Annotated in this window: 15 protein-coding genes and 2 pseudogenes; 6 read left to right on the top strand and 11 right to left on the bottom strand. The window is 63.9% G+C overall.

Going from position 1 to position 15712, the window contains the following annotated elements:
* Window positions 1–503 precede the first annotated feature (503 nt).
* A complete protein-coding gene (locus ACFYRH_RS15995) occupies window positions 504–749 on the bottom strand; it encodes a hypothetical protein (RefSeq protein ID WP_387775321.1) in 246 nt (81 codons plus the stop codon).
* A gap of 17 nt (window positions 750–766) precedes the next feature.
* Window positions 767–1132, bottom strand: a pseudogene (locus ACFYRH_RS15990) (SMI1/KNR4 family protein); the annotation flags it as partial.
* 1082 nt (window positions 1133–2214) lie between these two features.
* On the opposite strand from ACFYRH_RS15990, the gene ACFYRH_RS15985 reads away from it, so the two are divergent.
* The gene (locus ACFYRH_RS15985; RefSeq protein WP_387774508.1) at window positions 2215–2730 is read left to right on the top strand and encodes a hypothetical protein; all 516 of its coding nucleotides are present in this window, start codon (window positions 2215–2217) and stop codon (window positions 2728–2730) included.
* 686 nt (window positions 2731–3416) lie between these two features.
* On the opposite strand, the gene ACFYRH_RS15980 is transcribed toward ACFYRH_RS15985, so the two are convergent.
* The 3 genes and pseudogenes from ACFYRH_RS15980 to ACFYRH_RS15970 form a co-directional block, all read right to left on the bottom strand.
* Complete coding sequence (locus ACFYRH_RS15980; RefSeq protein WP_387774505.1) at window positions 3417–3581, bottom strand: hypothetical protein; 165 nt, start codon at window positions 3579–3581, stop codon at window positions 3417–3419.
* A gap of 167 nt (window positions 3582–3748) precedes the next feature.
* The gene (locus ACFYRH_RS15975) at window positions 3749–4570 is read right to left on the bottom strand and encodes a helix-turn-helix domain-containing protein (RefSeq protein WP_387774502.1); all 822 of its coding nucleotides are present in this window, start codon (window positions 4568–4570) and stop codon (window positions 3749–3751) included.
* 50 nt (window positions 4571–4620) lie between these two features.
* A pseudogene (locus ACFYRH_RS15970) lies at window positions 4621–5106 on the bottom strand (DUF6879 family protein).
* Window positions 5107–5481: 375 nt separating this feature from the next.
* Here ACFYRH_RS15970 and ACFYRH_RS15965 point away from each other — a divergent pair.
* Complete coding sequence (locus ACFYRH_RS15965) at window positions 5482–5934, top strand: hypothetical protein (RefSeq protein ID WP_387774499.1); 453 nt, start codon at window positions 5482–5484, stop codon at window positions 5932–5934.
* Window positions 5935–6375: 441 nt separating this feature from the next.
* Here ACFYRH_RS15965 and ACFYRH_RS15960 read toward each other — a convergent pair whose 3' ends face one another.
* Entirely contained in the window at window positions 6376–7218 is an 843-nt protein-coding gene (locus tag ACFYRH_RS15960; RefSeq protein WP_387774496.1) for a hypothetical protein, read from the bottom strand.
* Between the two features lie 410 nt (window positions 7219–7628).
* On the opposite strand from ACFYRH_RS15960, the gene ACFYRH_RS15955 reads away from it, so the two are divergent.
* On the top strand, window positions 7629–8321 hold the full coding sequence (locus ACFYRH_RS15955) for a hypothetical protein (protein WP_387774493.1): 693 nt from the start codon (window positions 7629–7631) through the stop codon (window positions 8319–8321).
* Window positions 8318–9100, top strand: a complete 783-nt coding sequence (locus ACFYRH_RS15950; protein WP_387774490.1) for a hypothetical protein — start codon at window positions 8318–8320, stop codon at window positions 9098–9100. Before ACFYRH_RS15955 ends, ACFYRH_RS15950 begins: the two co-directional genes overlap by 4 nt.
* Before the next feature lie 68 nt (window positions 9101–9168).
* On the opposite strand, the gene ACFYRH_RS15945 is transcribed toward ACFYRH_RS15950, so the two are convergent.
* Window positions 9169–10071, bottom strand: coding sequence for a hypothetical protein (locus ACFYRH_RS15945; RefSeq protein ID WP_387774487.1), 903 nt, complete (start codon window positions 10069–10071; stop codon window positions 9169–9171).
* Window positions 10072–10304: 233 nt separating this feature from the next.
* On the opposite strand from ACFYRH_RS15945, the gene ACFYRH_RS15940 reads away from it, so the two are divergent.
* A complete protein-coding gene (locus ACFYRH_RS15940; RefSeq protein ID WP_387774484.1) occupies window positions 10305–10631 on the top strand; it encodes a hypothetical protein in 327 nt (108 codons plus the stop codon).
* 726 nt (window positions 10632–11357) lie between these two features.
* Here the strand turns inward: ACFYRH_RS15940 and ACFYRH_RS15935 are convergent.
* From ACFYRH_RS15935 to ACFYRH_RS15920, 4 genes are all read right to left on the bottom strand, one after another.
* On the bottom strand, window positions 11358–12236 hold the full coding sequence (locus tag ACFYRH_RS15935) for a helix-turn-helix domain-containing protein (RefSeq protein ID WP_387774481.1): 879 nt from the start codon (window positions 12234–12236) through the stop codon (window positions 11358–11360).
* Window positions 12208–12708: a DUF6879 family protein gene (locus ACFYRH_RS15930; protein WP_387774478.1), complete on the bottom strand. Its 501-nt coding sequence runs from the start codon at window positions 12706–12708 to the stop codon at window positions 12208–12210. Before ACFYRH_RS15930 ends, ACFYRH_RS15935 begins: the two co-directional genes overlap by 29 nt.
* Window positions 12709–12731: 23 nt before the next feature.
* Window positions 12732–12974 carry a hypothetical protein gene (locus ACFYRH_RS15925; RefSeq protein WP_387774475.1) on the bottom strand — a complete coding sequence of 81 codons (243 nt, stop codon included), beginning with the start codon at window positions 12972–12974 and terminating at the stop codon, window positions 12732–12734.
* 494 nt (window positions 12975–13468) lie between these two features.
* Window positions 13469–14791, bottom strand: a complete 1323-nt coding sequence (locus ACFYRH_RS15920) for an acyl-CoA dehydrogenase family protein (RefSeq protein ID WP_387774472.1) — start codon at window positions 14789–14791, stop codon at window positions 13469–13471.
* 95 nt (window positions 14792–14886) lie between these two features.
* Between ACFYRH_RS15920 and ACFYRH_RS15915 the strand changes: the two genes are divergently transcribed.
* Window positions 14887–15630 carry a TetR/AcrR family transcriptional regulator gene (locus ACFYRH_RS15915; protein WP_387774469.1) on the top strand — a complete coding sequence of 248 codons (744 nt, stop codon included), beginning with the start codon at window positions 14887–14889 and terminating at the stop codon, window positions 15628–15630.
* The last annotated feature ends 82 nt before the right edge of the window (window positions 15631–15712 follow it).

Genomic DNA, 15712 nt, shown 5'->3' with positions numbered 1-15712 from the left:
ACCGCGACCGACCGGCAGCACACCATCGCCGAGGCCTTCACAGACCTCGTCCTCGACGACGACGACCTGCTGCGCGCCGAGTTCGACGCACTGATCGCCGCCTGCTGGGAATCACCGTCCGAGCCCCCACACCGCAACCCGTCACCACCCCACGGCGGATGGGCCGGACGACCACCACACCACCCGCCGCCACCACAACGATCACCCCTGACCCGCAGCACCCCGGCACGGAAACCCCAAAGCCGGCAACGCAGCCCCCCGTGCCACCGGAGGCGACGACTCTCCTGCCCCGGCGATTCCCGACGAAGCCGCAACGAGTCCTTAAGGGAGGTGGTAGCCGCAATCGATCCCGCCCCTTGACCCGATCTGGTGGTGCGGCCGCCCGCGCTGACACCTTCATCGCGCGGCGACACGCGACCCCCGCCGCCCTGCCCTTCTTAGGACGACAACACTGCGGGCCGCCGCACCATCCAGAACACCATCCTCACCATCGAAGCCGCCAGCTACATCGTCGACGCCGACACAACTGGTCGGTACGCGCCATGACAGCACCACCGCTCGCCGCCGCAGGCGCCGATCGTCATTCGTGTACGGATGCGGTTCATTCCCTGCTCCAGCTCTACCCAGTTGAGTCCGCTATCGGAGGTCTCGACGGCGTAGTCGTCGTTTTCGGCGCGGAGGACGTTGCAGACGCCGTTGATGAGGCCGCGCATCGTGCCGTCCGGCCATCCTGGCAGCGTGAGGTCCACGAGGTCCGCCAGACGGTGCCATCCGGGCAGCCGACCAGAAACATCCCAGTGTCGTGCTTGGCGAACGGCAGGCCAGGGTGGCCGGCGTCGCGTGACCAGGTCACCGGGAACCTCCACTCCTGGGAGATCCACTCCGTGAACATGAAGTGGAAGTCGTCCGGAAACAGATACATGGTCGGTAACGCATCGTCGCTGTTACGGGCACCGTCGTGCCGGGAGTAGAGGGTCTTAAGGCTGTCAGGAAGTGGGATCCCCGCGGCCTCGGCGATCGCTGTGAGCTTGTCCGAGTCCGCAGGTGGAAGGAGCTGCTCGCTGAGCAGCGGATGCTGGGACGGCAGCGCTTCTAGCTCACTCAGTGCGCCGATCAGGGTGTCCTGGCTCATCGACTCGCCTGCGCCTTCGGTGGTGGGGGGTTCTGGTCGGGCACGTGGGGCCCATCGAAGAACTCGACCCTGAAGGTATCGTCCGGCAGCAGCCGGTCCTTTGCATACCAGGCGCCGACCCGCGAACCGGAAGGCTGTCCCACACACAGACGCGCTTGATCGCCGGCCTCAGCAGGTCCGGCCGACGGGCACTCATGGACGGTTCCTGGCGCAGAACCGCGTCGGTTGACTTCAGGGCGTCCTCATGAACTGAGGTTCCTGCCTCGAGCGGTAGGAATCGTAGATAGCCTTCAGTCGCGCGTGACGCCTGGTGGCCACACGACTGTCACCGGTAGGTCCTTGTCACGTGCGGCTTGCACGACGTCGGCCGTTCCGCCGTGGCCTCGGGCGGGTTGGCCGTCCCAAACGGCGATCAATCGTCGGCTCGGTCGGGCATGTGGAGACTCGCGTCCATTTGCGCGTCAGAGTCAGAGATCGCATGATCCAAGGCGATCGTTTCCGAGGCCGCGGACAGGAGCGCGTCGTAGGTTGGGTGGTGGGAGGCTCGCAGGCCGTCGCGGTAGGTGGTCGGGGTATGACCGCGATCAGACGTCCACCGAGGTCGAGGATCGTCCAAGCGAAATTGCGTCGGCGCCGTCGGCGAGACACGAGATTCCGACGAGGTCGGATATTCCTTTGGCCTCAACTGTTCGCCGCAGCTCGGCCGCGATCCAGGCTTCTGTTGCTTCGGACAACCCACGATGACCGGAGACTGCGAGGTGCAGCACTGAACCTGCCGCTTTCCTACCCACATCATCACCCGGCTGATGAGGTCGTCCAGGGGCCCGCTGGTTCGGAAGTGCCCGAACAGGGTGACCGCAGATGGAACCAGCTTGCGACAGAATGGCCCGATGCGACTACAGGTGGCTATGTTCGATAGCCAACGTCGGTACCTCGTGGCTCTTGTCGCCGCATCGGCCCTCCTCGGGACAAGCGCGTGCAATGGCCCGTCGAACTCCTCGCCCCCACCGACGGCCAGCACCCCGATCACCGCGACTCCGGCTGCAACTCCGACCCGCACGCCCACACCGACGCGTCCGCCGATGCAGCAAGAACTGACGACCGCCCTACGGGATCTCGGCCTCCCTCCGGACGGGAGCACGATTCCTCTCCCCCAATCTGTCAAAACGATCGGGATCGGCGTCGCTTACCCGAGCGGCAAGAAGATCCGCTATCCGCGTTTCCCGGCTAAGGGCATCACGGCTCAGCAAACGGGTGCCCGGGCCAGGGTGCGGACATCCAACGGCATCGGTCTGGTTACAGTCTCGATCGAGAAGCTCGAACAACCGCTACCGGCAACACTCGACTACTGCGACGCCGACTGGACACGAGTGCCGTCATTCATTGATGGCACCGATGGATGTTCCCTCGAGCGGATCTCCCCGACAGGTGTAGTCCAGACCATCGACTTCGGCAACCTACGAGAAATGCGCCTTGTCCTGCCGCGCATAATCATCTCGGTCTCCAGTGGGGCAGAGAACCTGCAAGCAACCGGCGCGAAGCCAGCCCTGTCGGAGTCCAACCAGCGCAAGCTCTTGCTGGACCCCCGTTGGCGCTGACCCAAGGCGAGAGGCGAGATTAGTTCGCAAGCCGGAAGGTTAGGTAACTGGTTTCAACTGCCCTGATCAACCGGAGGCCGCCCGTCGGTGGCCTTGGAGATCCAGAGCCCGCCGACGAGTCCGCTCGACGGAGGCGCGGTCTAATTGTCCGCTCTGTTAGGCGGCTCACCTTCAGCCAGATGCTAGGCCAAGGGAGTTACCAGATGCGTGCGACGCGCGCCTGTCCAGATGCAGCAATGGAGCAATCGGTCACGCCAGACTTGGACTTGCTCAGCACGTCTACAGCTCAGGCTGCCCACAGGGCCGGTCCCTGCAGCCGTATCAACGTCGAACGGAGGCGCGTCGCCGTGGACCAATTCACCGACTCGTGGACCGCGTTCGAGTATGCCGTTGTCGACGTCGAGAGCAACGGGGCAGAGGCCACCGGATCTGGTCGAGATCGGGCTGGCCAGAGGCCTGCCGGATGGTCTAGTACCGCACCGCGCGACCTACGACTCGCTCGCCTGCGCCCGGCTCCTGTTGCACTTGGCAACGGCTTCCGGCCGCGAGCCGCTCACGCTCGCCGAATTGCTGGGTGCCCCCATCGGCGAGGCGGCAAGTGGCACGGCGGATGAGCAGCCGCGACTCTCTTCTGAAGAGAAGCGGCTGCGCCTAGATCGTCGGCGAGTTGGCTGCTGGTGGTGTGATCACAGGTCGTCGAGCCAGTCGGTGCCTGCCTCGTCTCTGTGCGGGCCGCGGTGGTAGCCCAAGATGCAGGCGTCGTCAGTGCGCGGGTTTCGGCCGTCGCAGTCCAACTCCTGTGCTGAATGCAGTACCGGCCATTCGAGCACCGGCTTCTTCGTCACATCCACTTGCCCCGTCCTTTCATCGCGGCCGCCTCCTGGAGCGGCCAGGGCGACAGGGCAGGGAAATCACACACCGCAGATGCGCGCTCGGAACTCTCCCGCCGCCCTGACCGTGCTTAGACGGTAGGAGTTCAGAGCATGCGACAACTATGAACTTGCACGTACTTGCACAGCTATTCCAGAGCCTCGAGAGCTGAGGCGATCAAGCGTCGTGCGGGGGCTCCGACGACGGCGATCTTGGATAGGCGGGCGAAGGCATCGGCGTACATGGCGACCTCGCCGGGCTGGGTGATGGTTAGGTAGCCGGAGATCAGTTCGACGTTGACCTGGGCGTCATCGAAGATCCAGAAGTCCTCGACCGGAGGCATGGCAGTACGGTCCGCACCCAGGGGGAGGATGCCGAGCGAGACCGACGGAAGTTCGCTGACGGTGAGTAGGTAGCCGAGTTGGCCGGCCATGACGTCGGTGTCACCCATGACGTTTCGGAGTACAGCTTCCTCTACGAGTACGGCGAACGCCCGGTCGCTTTGATGGAGCAGTTTGAGGCGTTGATTGCGCACCTTGACCGCATCTTCGACGTCGTCCGGGAGGCCGCGGCGGGCCGCCGTACCGCGGAGGAGCGCTCGGGTGTAGCTCTCAGTTTGCACTGCGCCGGGGATCAGCCAAGGCGAGTACGTACGGAAGCGTCGGGTGCGTTGCCAGAGCGGCATGACCGATTGGTGCGCGCGTCGAAGGCCACCGCGTTCCATCCGCTTCCATTGGACGAACATGCCCTCGATCGCCTCCAATGAGGCGACGAGATCGGTGGTCTGGTCGGTTGCCCGGCACTGCGTGGCCCAAAGACGAATGTCGTCGGCCGACGGTGAGGTCTTGCCGTTCTCGATGCGCGAGACCTTCGATTCGTGCCAGCCGCAGGATGACGCGAGCGCCCGCGCGGTGAGGCCGGCAGTCTTCCGGATCTTACCGAGACGGGCGCCGAAGTCGCGTTTGGCCATCTGGGCATTCGAGAAGGCGGGTGGTGTCGGCAACGGTTACAGGCCTCGTGTCAGCTCGGGTGGTACTCCTTGTGCGCGATCGCTCGATCCCAGGCAGCCTCGAATGCTGCTACGCACAACTTAACCAAGTCGGGATCGTCCGAGCGTTCTTCACCTACCCATGCCCCGTTGCCATCGCAGAAGTTCCACAGAACTGTTTGTTCGTCGAACACCCAGAAGTCGTTCGGTGTAACCAACAGCCCGGCCGTCTGTCGTCGCGGCAGCTAACGCACCTGCTCGCCGGCCGCGACGTTGTGTGGCTCGGTGACGTCGTACTCGAACTGCACGTACTCACTGATCGGCTCCGAAATGATGCGAGCACGCCATACCTCAACACCTCTACCGGTCGTGTCACGCACCAAGTCGTGAAACGTCTTCCAGCGGACAGCGGGATCGAAGTGGTTGCCTGCTCTCCACTCGTTCCAGTCGGGGTCTTCCGGGTCGTACAGATCGCGGGTCTCAAGATGCAGCGCGCTGTGCTGCGCCGAGCGGAACAGTTGGAACGTGAGAGGTTCAGCTGTCGCCCAGTGCTCCTCTCAGGACGGCCGAAATCCCAGCCGGGATGCGCACAACTGTCTCGTTCTCTTGTACCGGCGCGGTCGCGTTGACCTCAGCCATCGTCTCAGGGTCGAGCTTGAATCCCTGGATCACGATGCTGTCGTCGTGACGTCGTACTGCGGATCGTTGAGGGGCATCCGCCGGCGTACAGGCCGATCGCGGCAGTCGGAGCCGCGTGTGGGTGGCGGCAGGGTGAGTTGTTCGGACTGGCTGAGGAGGACATCGACTTTGGGGAGATGGTCATCCAGTTCGGCGGCAGGTGAAGAGGTTGGGGCGGGAGTTCGTGTTCGCGTTGCCGAAGAACGACACGGACCGTGAAGCTTCTGTTCCGGTGGACGGACGACAAGCACAGTCGGGCGCGGACGTACGACGAGCTCGTTTGGAAGCCAGCGCTCTTCCACGCGGGTGTGATCGCGGCACCGAAGACGGATCGGCGCGGTCGACGGCAGTACGTCTCCGGCCGGGAGAATGGGATGCACGCGCTCCGGCATTACTACGCGAGCATCACGCTGGCTGACGGCGTCAACATCAAGGAGCTGTCGGAGTGCCTCGGTCACGGCGACCCTGGGTTCACGCTCCTGCTGTACACCCACATGCTGCCGTCGTCGCACGAGCGGGCGCGGAAGGCTGTGGACTCCAGGCTCACCCGACTCTTCTCTCTCAAATTCCATGTAGCAGTCACGGAGCAGGCCGTCGTACGCTCCCCCAGTACCTCCTGGGAACCGGACGACGGCCTGTACCCTGACCAGCCTGAAATCAGCCTCTGACCTGCGGAAACGTCTACCGGATGCGCATCCCCGAGATCGCGCCGGCGATCACGAGGCGCTGGATTTCGGAGGTGCCTTCGAAGATGGTGTAGATTTTGTCGCCCTGGCGGCCATCTCGATTGGGACAGACGTATCGGCCTTCTGACCTGCAGTTTCATCCTTCGTCGATGATCAACGGTGACCAGTGTTTCACGGAGCTGTGACGGAGCAAGAATTTGCCCGCAGCAAACATTTCGATCTGCTAGAGGCTTCCACGAGGGGCAAAGCTTGACCCCCGGTCGGCAGTTGATAGAGCTGTGACGCAGCCGCTGGCGTCACAGTCCTGTCGTTGCATCGCGCTGCAGACAACCCAGCGAGGACGAGCGCCTGTAAGGTCAGTCCTAGGTGCTGAATTCAGTTCAAAGGGCGACCAGATCGTGAGTCGTCATGGTCGGATGTGACTCACTTCCCTGCGGAACCGAGACTGGCGAGGTAAGTCTGCCCCGCCTCCGTGATGCGAATCGTCTGGTCCTGAGTCGAGCGGTTCGCGTAGCCTGCCGACTTCGCACTGTTGAACGCTGCGGTGATCTGCCCGTTGGGAACGCCGTCTCCGATGTGGTCAGTGAGCCATTCGATGTCCTTGTTCACTAGACCTTTGATGCTGTGCAACTTCGAAAACAGGACGACCCAGAGAAGCTTGTCTTTGTTGGTCTTCATCTTGCTGTAGGCGGGGAATCCCTCCATCGTTGATTGGAACTCGTCAATCTCGGCGAACACATCCGGTTTTTGCGTCTTCGCCTTGGGTACCTTGGCGGCCTTCCGCGGGCTGCGCGACTTCGGGCCATCCGTGAACGAGAAGTCGCCGTCGAAAATCCCCTTCGCCTTGTTCGTGAGGTAGTACTCGCCACGGGTGTCTTCGGCAATCCAGCCGGCAGCGACGGCTGCCGAGAGATCGCGCGAGAAATTGCCGGGCGCCGTCTCGCGTGCGCGACGGAACTGAGCCTTCACATCCTCGGCCTTGAAGGTCTCGCCGCCGTCCTGCAAGACATACGCCCCGAGGGCGACGATCTTCTCCGGGTTCTTTTTGGCTCCCGAGACGTCGATGGCTTCCCTTGGGCTCTGTACCCCCTTGGCCTTCGACGCATCGCGCGGCGGTGACTCACCGGAGGTCACATCGTCGAGCGACTCCGCATCACCCTCATCCGCATTGAGGAAGGCGACGATGCGGGCGGCCTGCCGGACAGTGATCTCGTCTTCATAGGAGAGCTTGCCCGATATGACGATCTTCGTCACGACATCTGCCATAAACGCAATGTAGCACATCGCGACATCGCAACGACATGTACAACATTGCGGCATCTCGCCGCGCTATACCCGCAGCGCGAGAGCGTCAATTCGCGATGCGGCCGGCTTGCAGGATCAAGCGCTGGCTTGAATCACTCCTTTAATTTCACCATGCAACATATGGAGCCTGATGGGGGCTCAGCGACAACAAATTCTAACGACATGCCTGGCGATGTCGCACCGTCCCGGTATTCTCTCAGTCGTTCAGAAGCGCGACGACCTCGGGCCGGAGCGTACGCCTGGCATCTGAGGTCCTTCGTACGGCGGACGACGGAATACCTCAGCCTCGTCAGGCCGCTGCAGTCGTTGGTAGGTGTCGCATTCTTAGTTTCGAAGCAGTCGACTCACAACGCGGAGAGGATTCCGAGGAAGTGACAACCCCCAACGAGGACGAGGTTGGCGAGCTCCTAGCCAAGGCCTGGGCCCAGGTCGAGGCGGCAAAGCTGCCCGAGTCAGTGCAACTGTTCGCTTTCCAGGAGGCGATACGTCGACTCTCTGGCGAACAGCCTGTGGTCGCCGAAGCGCAGAACTATGGCAACACTCCGGCCGCCGAGCTGAAGGCACGGCCCTATTCCGCGCGTAAGGACGCGTCTACGTCCAATCGGGGTTCGGCAAGTCCAGTCGAGTCCAGCACCAACCTCCCCTCTATGACGGAGAGCGAGTTCCTCGACAAGCTATCCGAAGAGACGGGAGCTGACCGTGAACAGCTCTCGCACGTGTTCGTGCTCGACAGCAACGGCGCCCCCCGCGTCAACATGCGTGCCGCGGAGTTGGGCGGTACCACGAAGGAGCGCATGCTGACGGTGGCTCAGCTTCTCGTAGTGGCGCGCATGTGTGGCTTCGGCGAGAGCGAGGTTCGCGTCAACGTCATCAGCACCGCGTGTACTGCGCTGCGATGCTGGGACGGCAACAACTTTTCTTCCTACGCGAGCAAGCTGCCGGGCTTCCAATTCATTTCGGGCCCGAACGGCACCTCGCGCATGAGGGTTCGAACTGCTGGTGAGCAGAGCTTCGTCGGCCTTGTCGCGAAACTGGCGACGCGCGCCGCGGAGACCGCTGGATGACTCGCCTCGCCGACGTCGAGGCGGGCTTCACAGCAGCCGGCGTACCGCCCGCACTTACAAAGGAGCTACTCGACGCCTTCACCGAGGCGAAGCAGCGGTTCTACCGCAACGATCTTCGACCTCAGGCTGTCGAGGGCGGTCGGTTTACCGAGGCTGCATTCCGTATTCTGGAGTGGCAGACGACCGGCGCTTTCACTCCGATAGGAAAGACGCTGCCCTCCGTCGATAAGATGCTGATCACCCTACAGAACGCCACTGGGAACGAGAGCACGCGACTACATATCCCACGAACGCTGCGGTTAATCTATGACGTTCGCAACAAGCGCGACACTGCCCATCTAGCCGATGGCATCGACCCCAACTTGCAGGACGCATCGCTCGTAATCCACAACATGGACTGGGTGCTTGCCGAACTCGTCCGCCAGTTCCACTCGGTGACCGCAGACCGCGCACAGGCCATCATCGTCGATCTCGTTTCACGGGCGGTACCAGTGATTCAGGAGCTCGATGGCTTTCCCGTGATCTTGAAAAAACTCAAAGCGTCCGACCATGTCCTAGTGCTTCTCTATTGGCGCGGTGCGGAGGGCATAACCTTTGGCGAGCTAAGCGACTGGGTACTGCCGCCGATGCGAGCAAACCTCCGTCGAACCGTAACCTCCCTGAAGCGCCAGTTGCGGATTCACTTCCACGGGCAACAGTTGACGGCCAACACTAAGATCACGATCCTTCGGCCGGGAGAGGACCTCGTCGTCGCTCGGAAGCTCGTCGAACCGGCATAGGCCGCAGCCACCTTGGCACACGCTCAGTCCAGCAATGAAGGTCACGTTGGGTCCACGGAGGCTCGCCTTCAGGGCTGTTGACGGGCGGCGGGTAGTCCGTCAATGACCCACCAACTCATTTGGTACCACGACATCACTGCTTGAATTGTGAAGTAGTCCACCAATGGTTGCACGGATTCGAATGGCGGGCGTGCCTGATTCAGGTTCCCCGCCCATTCGGCAACAGCTCGACGGACCCGCGGCGCGCGCGATCGACAAGCATCTGCAACAGCCGCCAGGTGGGCGGAAAGACCTTGGTATTGGACTAGTGCTGCCGGACGCGAATCGCGGGTCTGTACGAAGTCCTCAAGGAGTTGACCGAAAGACTCGAACATGACTTCCGGCCCATTAGGATTTCCGCGACCAACCGTTCCAGCCGTCTGGTACGTCCAAACCGCATGCTTGCCCATCGCTTCAGGTGATACGTGCCCCGATCTTGCGATGACCCGACCTTGCATCTGAGCCGCTTCGAGCTGCCGGAGCGTGTGAAAGGCCGGAGCGGCGTACCGTACGACCGCTTTGCCCGCCAGAGCCACGTCGAGCTTTCGGAGAACCTGATGCTGGTATCGCTGGCGTTGAAAGCGGTAGTAGGCACCGCCCCAGAGGTTCCATTGCTTAGCTCTCGCCCCGTACAGGTACTCCGCGCGCTTGAACTGGAGTATCAGGCTGAGCGGATACGTCGGAAGCTGATCGCCCTTCGGCGCCATTTTCGGCCAGTGCTCAGGCACGAGCCTCACTCCCCGCGGACGAGGGAGCCCAAGCACCTGCCAGATTAGATGCGCACTGCCGGGGCTATGAGCAGCATCGAAGCCAGTCAGCTTCTCCAGGACTTGCCCTGGAGAGAAGACGAGCCGGTTTCCTCCGATGCCATACGCGAGCTCGGCGTTGTAGGCAGTCTCGTAGGTCTTCTCTTCGAAATCGGCGACGGCCATGGGATCAGCATCCCTGACCGATAACCCGAAGGCCAGCGCCCGCAGCACAACCGTCCAGTGCGAGACGGAAAATGTCGGTGAGCGCTCGACAATACGGCGCCGGCTCCAGGGGCGACGCGCGGTCTACGCGCGGAAACGAAGCAAGCTCCACCGTCACACTTCTGGCATTCGAGGCGTGTCAGCGAACTGCAACGCGTATTTCGTCACCTTCGCGAGCCGCACGTTGAGCATTTGTGGACGACCTACCGCACCCGTTCGGGCAAGATCTGACCGCGCGCCAACACGTCTGCGAGCACTGCGCCGACATCTACATCGCGGCCAGATCTGGCCAGCGGTTCTGCTCGGATCTGTGCCGCCTCCGAAACTGGCACAGTCGCAAGCGGGTACGCTCGGCCGAGGAATTCGAAGCCGAAACCGTGTCGGTGCTGCTCGCGGAAGTCGATCGTCTGCAGGGCCAGGTGACCGAACTTCAGCACGCGAACGCGACCCTGCGAGAGGCCCTGAGCCGGGCGCAGACGCGCCTGTTGTCCGCTCGGAGTCCGTACCGCAGGTGGTCCTGAGGCGTCACAGGCTGATCCGACGAATGCACCAGTCGGGTTCGTACCGAGGGGTGTCAGCGCGAACTTACCGGCTCAAAACCTCGACATGATCGTCGGGAGCGAGTGAGGCTCTGGTGGAGGGGACGGGCGCGGAGTGCTGGGGTCAGTGAGGAGGGAACCCCTCTCAGCACACCCGCCCCGCCTGCTTAGGAACCTCCGAAAGCAAGACTTCGACGTGGCTGGGTCGGAGGTCGGTGAAGTTCGAACGGGTGCGATCGACGCAAGGTGGAGAGGGCTGGGCAGAATCAGGACGCCGTCGTTGATGCCCAGGACCGCCGGATCGGACACTTCACCTACGCCGATCGCCGCGATGCGCGCGACCGGTTGCAGCTCACAATGAGCTCGGTTCAGTCGTCGAGCCACTCGGCTCCGGTGGGGTCACGGTGGTAGCCCTTGTGGTGGCCGTGGATGCAGGGGCGTCCGGTCATTGGGTTCTTGCCGTCGCAGCGTTCGGCGGGGAGTTGGTCCGGCCAGCCGGTATCACGTCCACGGTCGTTGCTCGGACTCCCTGTCCACTCGACACCGAAGCGACCGGGACTGTCTGCCGGCGTCACGTAGCACTCGTTCATGTCGCCCCCGTCGTTCGGATCTGTTGGGCGCAACAACGCTAGGTCGCGAGAACACCGCCGCGGGCGCGGATTTCTCCGAATTTCTCGGCGTCCTCGAAATAGCCAGGCCGAGGCGAAATCACGTGCTCGCGCTATCTGTATCGGCAGCAAGGTCGGACATGACGCGGCCAATAACCTGCCGCGCTGCGTGGCCGTAGCTGGCCACTGCGGCGAGCTGCTCGAACGCGTCGCCGTACAGTTCGATCTCCTGTGGCTGGCGGAGGTCGAGCGCGGCACTGAACGTCTCGATCACCACGCGACGGTCGTCGTACATCCAGAACCCATGCCACGGTGAGATCGTGTACTCGGTCGTCGCCGCGACAATGCCGAGCCGGACGTTCGGCAGATGAGTGGCGGAGGCCAGCCGGTCGAGCTGGCCGAGGAGAACGTCTACGGGGCCGAGGCGCAGTTGGAGCGCGGCCTCGGGCATCACGATGTGGAACTGCTTACCTGGCCGGTAGAGGATCTCCTGCCGGCGCAGACGGGCCGCAACCGCCTCGTCCGCGTCGTTGGGTCCCTTGAGCCGGCGCACCGATTCATCGAATCGAACTCGAGCGTACTCAGCGGTCTGCAGCAGCCCGGGTACGACGGTCGCCTCGAAGATCCGGAACAGCCGAGTCCGCTGCTCCCACTCGAGGAGCCGCTCCTGCGCAGGACGGTGACCGGCGCGCAGTACCTGGCGCCATTCGGCGTACTGCAACTCCAACGTGTGCAGAGAAGCGAGCAGCGCATCGAGCTCGGCCTCGTGCTCAGTCGCTCGCACCCACGCACGGAGGTCGTCATCCGTGGGCGTTTGCCGGCCGTTCTCAATCTTGGACACCTTTGAGGGCGGCCAGCCCAGCGACTCCGCGAACTGCCGCCCGGTCGTTCCCGCTGACTGGCGGAGCTGGCGGAGTCGCCTGCCGAGGGCTGTACGCGCCTCGTGGACGCTAACTGCGTCCGATGTATTGGCTGGCAAAGTCGTCCCGTCGTAATGCTCGGTGCCAGGCGGCGTCCCGCCAGTAATTGTGCTGCACGACCTGCGCTGGGTCTCTGATCAACTCGGTGCCGAGGAACCCGTCGTTGTCGTCGAAGTTCATCCGTACGACGGTTCTCGAATCGAACAACCAGTAGTCGTGTTTGGGTACCCCCTCGCTGTCGGCTCGATCCCGTTGCAGGTAGCGGATGTCCTCACCCGCGGCTGTCGTGAACTGCGAGCACCACACGCCGAAGCGGCTGTAGCCATTCAGCGGGACAGTCACGACGCGAACCCGTGCAAACCGGCGTCCGTTCACAGTCGCGCCCCGAACCAGGTCGAGCCACTCGCCCAGCCAGGCCGGTTCGTCCCGGTCACCGGCCAGGTACTGCGCGAGCGGTTCGGCCTCGTCGGGCTCGTTGTAGCGGTCTCGGACCTCGAGCCGGAACGCGGTGTGCTCGAAGCTGTTGAGCAACTCCCAGAGCGACGGCTCGCTGCTCAGCGGTCCTGCTCCTCGAGGTAGCGGAGCGCATACATCTTCAGTACGTCTTCTGGGATCTCGATCAGGGTCTCGTGGTCCGGGACCGGAGCGACTGCGTTCACATCCGCAAGCACCTCCGGGTCCGTGACCTTCCAGCCCTGCGCGATATAGGTCACCCGATCGGTGCGGTCGGTCGCGAAGAGCGTCGGCGAATTGCTTGTCTGGGAGTTCGGGTCCTTGCCGAGGAATCGTGCGCGCACGAGGGCCTCCTTGCTCGAAACCTGGAGAAATCCAGCTCATCATGATGGTGACGCCGCTCGGCTCTGGGCGCAACTCCGGTCGGCGAATGCGTGGCGCCGAAGGAGTTGGACCGACGGGTCTGGGATCTGTCGGGTCTGCTGCATGCGGGATCGTCGCGGGCGTCGGACACAGGAGCGAGGCCGGTCGGAGCTGACCCGCGCCACCCGGCTCGCGCTGCGCTCGGCTGCGGCCTGAAGGCCCCTGGCACAACACGTTCATCGGATGCGTCGGGGACATACATCCGGGGTTTCACCCACCCCGGGCTCGCCGGTACTACGTGGCGGTCGCAAGCGAGCGGAGCGAGCGATACGCGCGGGCGATAAGCCCGCAGCTCCGACGGCGGTAGCCGGCAAGGGATGTCCGGCGCTGAGCCGGGGGTGGGTGGGGTAGCGCGCGTAGCAGGTGCGGGAGGGAGCGGAGCGACCGGAGCACCTGCGTAGCGCGCGGGGGCTGTTTACCTGATGCGCATGCCTGAGATCGCTCGGGCGATTACCAGGCGCTGGATTTCTGAGGTGCCTTCGAAGATGGTGTAGATCTTGGCGTCTCGGTGCATGCGTTCTACGGGGTACTCGCGGGTGTAGCCATTGCCGCCGAGGATCTGGATGGCTTCTTCGGTGACCTTGACGGCTACCTCGCCGGCTTTGAGTTTGGCCATGGAGCCTTCGCCGTTGCGGTAGTCGGGGGTTTCGCCGCGCATCAGGGCGGCGGACATGTTGGCGGCGCGCCAGACGAGGAGGCGGGCGGCGTCGATTTCCATGGCCATGTCGGCGAGTTTGAAGGCGATGCCCTGGTTGTCGATGATCGGGCGGCCGAACTGTTCGCGGGTCTTGGCGTAGTCGAGGGCGACCTCGTACGCCGCTCGCGCGATGCCGATCGCCTGGGCGCCGACGATGTGCCGGGTCATCTCGAAGGTCGCCATCGAGGCGTTGCGCGCCCGAGCTCCACCTGATGCCGCCTCGCGGGCGCGGGCGAGGCGCTCGTCGAGCTTCTCCTTGCCGCCGAGGACGTTCGCGGCCGGGATCCGCACGTTGTCGAAGAAGACGTCCGCCGTGTGCGACGCGCGCAGACCGTGCTTCCGCAGCTTCGTACCCTGCTCCAGTCCACGAACCTCGGTCCGCGGTACGACGAACGCGGCCTGCCCCTTCGTACCGAGTGCAGGGTCGACCGTCGCGACGACCACGTGGATGTCCGCGATCCCGCCGTTCGTCGCCCACGCCTTCTGCCCGTTGATGACCCACTCGTCCGAAGCGTCGTCGTAAACCGCCCGCGTCCGGATCGCCGAGACGTCGGACCCGGCGCCGGGCTCCGACGAGCAGAACGCGGCCACGCGTACGTCGTCCGGCGTGCCGTAGCAGCGCGGCATCCACTCGCTCCACTGCTCCGGCGTACCGTTCGAGAAGATCGCGGACGACGCGAGGCCGGTGCCCTTCAGCGACATGCCGATGCCCGCGTCGCCCCAGAAGAGCTCCTCGTGGACGAGCGGCATCAGCAGCCCGGTCGGGTCGATGAAGAGGTTGATGTTCGCGTCGAGACCGTACAGGCCGATCTTGGCGGCCTCCTGGATGACCGGCCAGGGGGTCTCCTCGCGCTCGTCCCACTCCGCGGCGGCCGGACGGATCACGTCGGCGGCGAAGCTGTGGGCCCAGTCGCGGATCTCCCGCTGCTCGTCGTTCAGCGTGAGCGAGAACGAGCTCCAGCCAGGCTGGGACCGCTCGGCGCCGAGCTCGCCGGCCAACGCCATCACGTCGGCGGAGACCGCGGGCTTGGGATCGGTCATGGTCATCAACATCCTCCAGCGGTGACGTACGATGTTACCGACGAGTGTAACCGTCGTTTGCACCCAAGCGGCACCACTGTGGCTAAGATCGACGCATGAGCTCCGCGCTGCTCGCGATCGGACGCCGCCGGACCACGGCGGAGCGTCGTCGCGACCGGGAGCGGGACATCATCCGGGCCACCCGCGAACTGTTCGACGAGCGCGGCACGATCGACGCCCAGATCGACGATATCGCCAAGCGGGTCGGGATCAACAAGGCGCTGATCTACCGGCATTTCGCCGGCAAGGAAGAGCTGTTCGCGCTCACCCTGGTCGACTACCTCGGCGAGCTGGACGAGCGACTCGCGGCCGCCGACAACCCACGTCGCGCGCCGCTCAACCGGTTGAAGGCGCTGAGCGAGACGTTCGTCGACTTCTGTCTCGCCTACCCGGCGTTCACCGACTGCGCGATGAGTCTGCTGCGCAGGAGCGGCGAGGAGCTGTTCGGCGAGATCACCGAGCCGGTGATGGTCAAACTCGGTACGGCGATGGCGGCAGCGCTGGATCGCATCGCCAAAGTTCTCGAGGCGGGCCAGCGCGCCGGCGTGTTCGACGAGGTGGACACCGCCTATCTCGCCAACCACCTGTACACCCAGACTCTCGGATCGTTGCACATGGCAAGAGTCGGGTTGATCGTGTCGGGCAGCCGCCCGGGCCACCCGGTGGTGCATCATGCCGATGTCGGCACCGTCCGGTCGACCGCTATCACTGCCACCCTCGCCACTGCGGTGGGGCAGAAAGCACTGACAAACAAGAAGACCCGCTCCACCGGTGTCCTGAGTCGGAAGGTCGGCGAGTGATGTCGGTGGTCAGGTGCGTGCATCGCGGTGCGTGGTCAGTGGCCTCGATGCGGAGCATCGTGGGCGCTGGGCACGTGCCGCG

This window comes from Kribbella sp. NPDC004875 (assembly GCF_042873375.1).
In the GTDB taxonomy this organism is placed as follows: Bacteria; Actinomycetota; Actinomycetes; order Propionibacteriales; family Kribbellaceae; genus Kribbella.
Note: the sequence above shows the minus strand (reverse complement) of the source record. Positions and strands in the feature narration are given on the sequence as shown.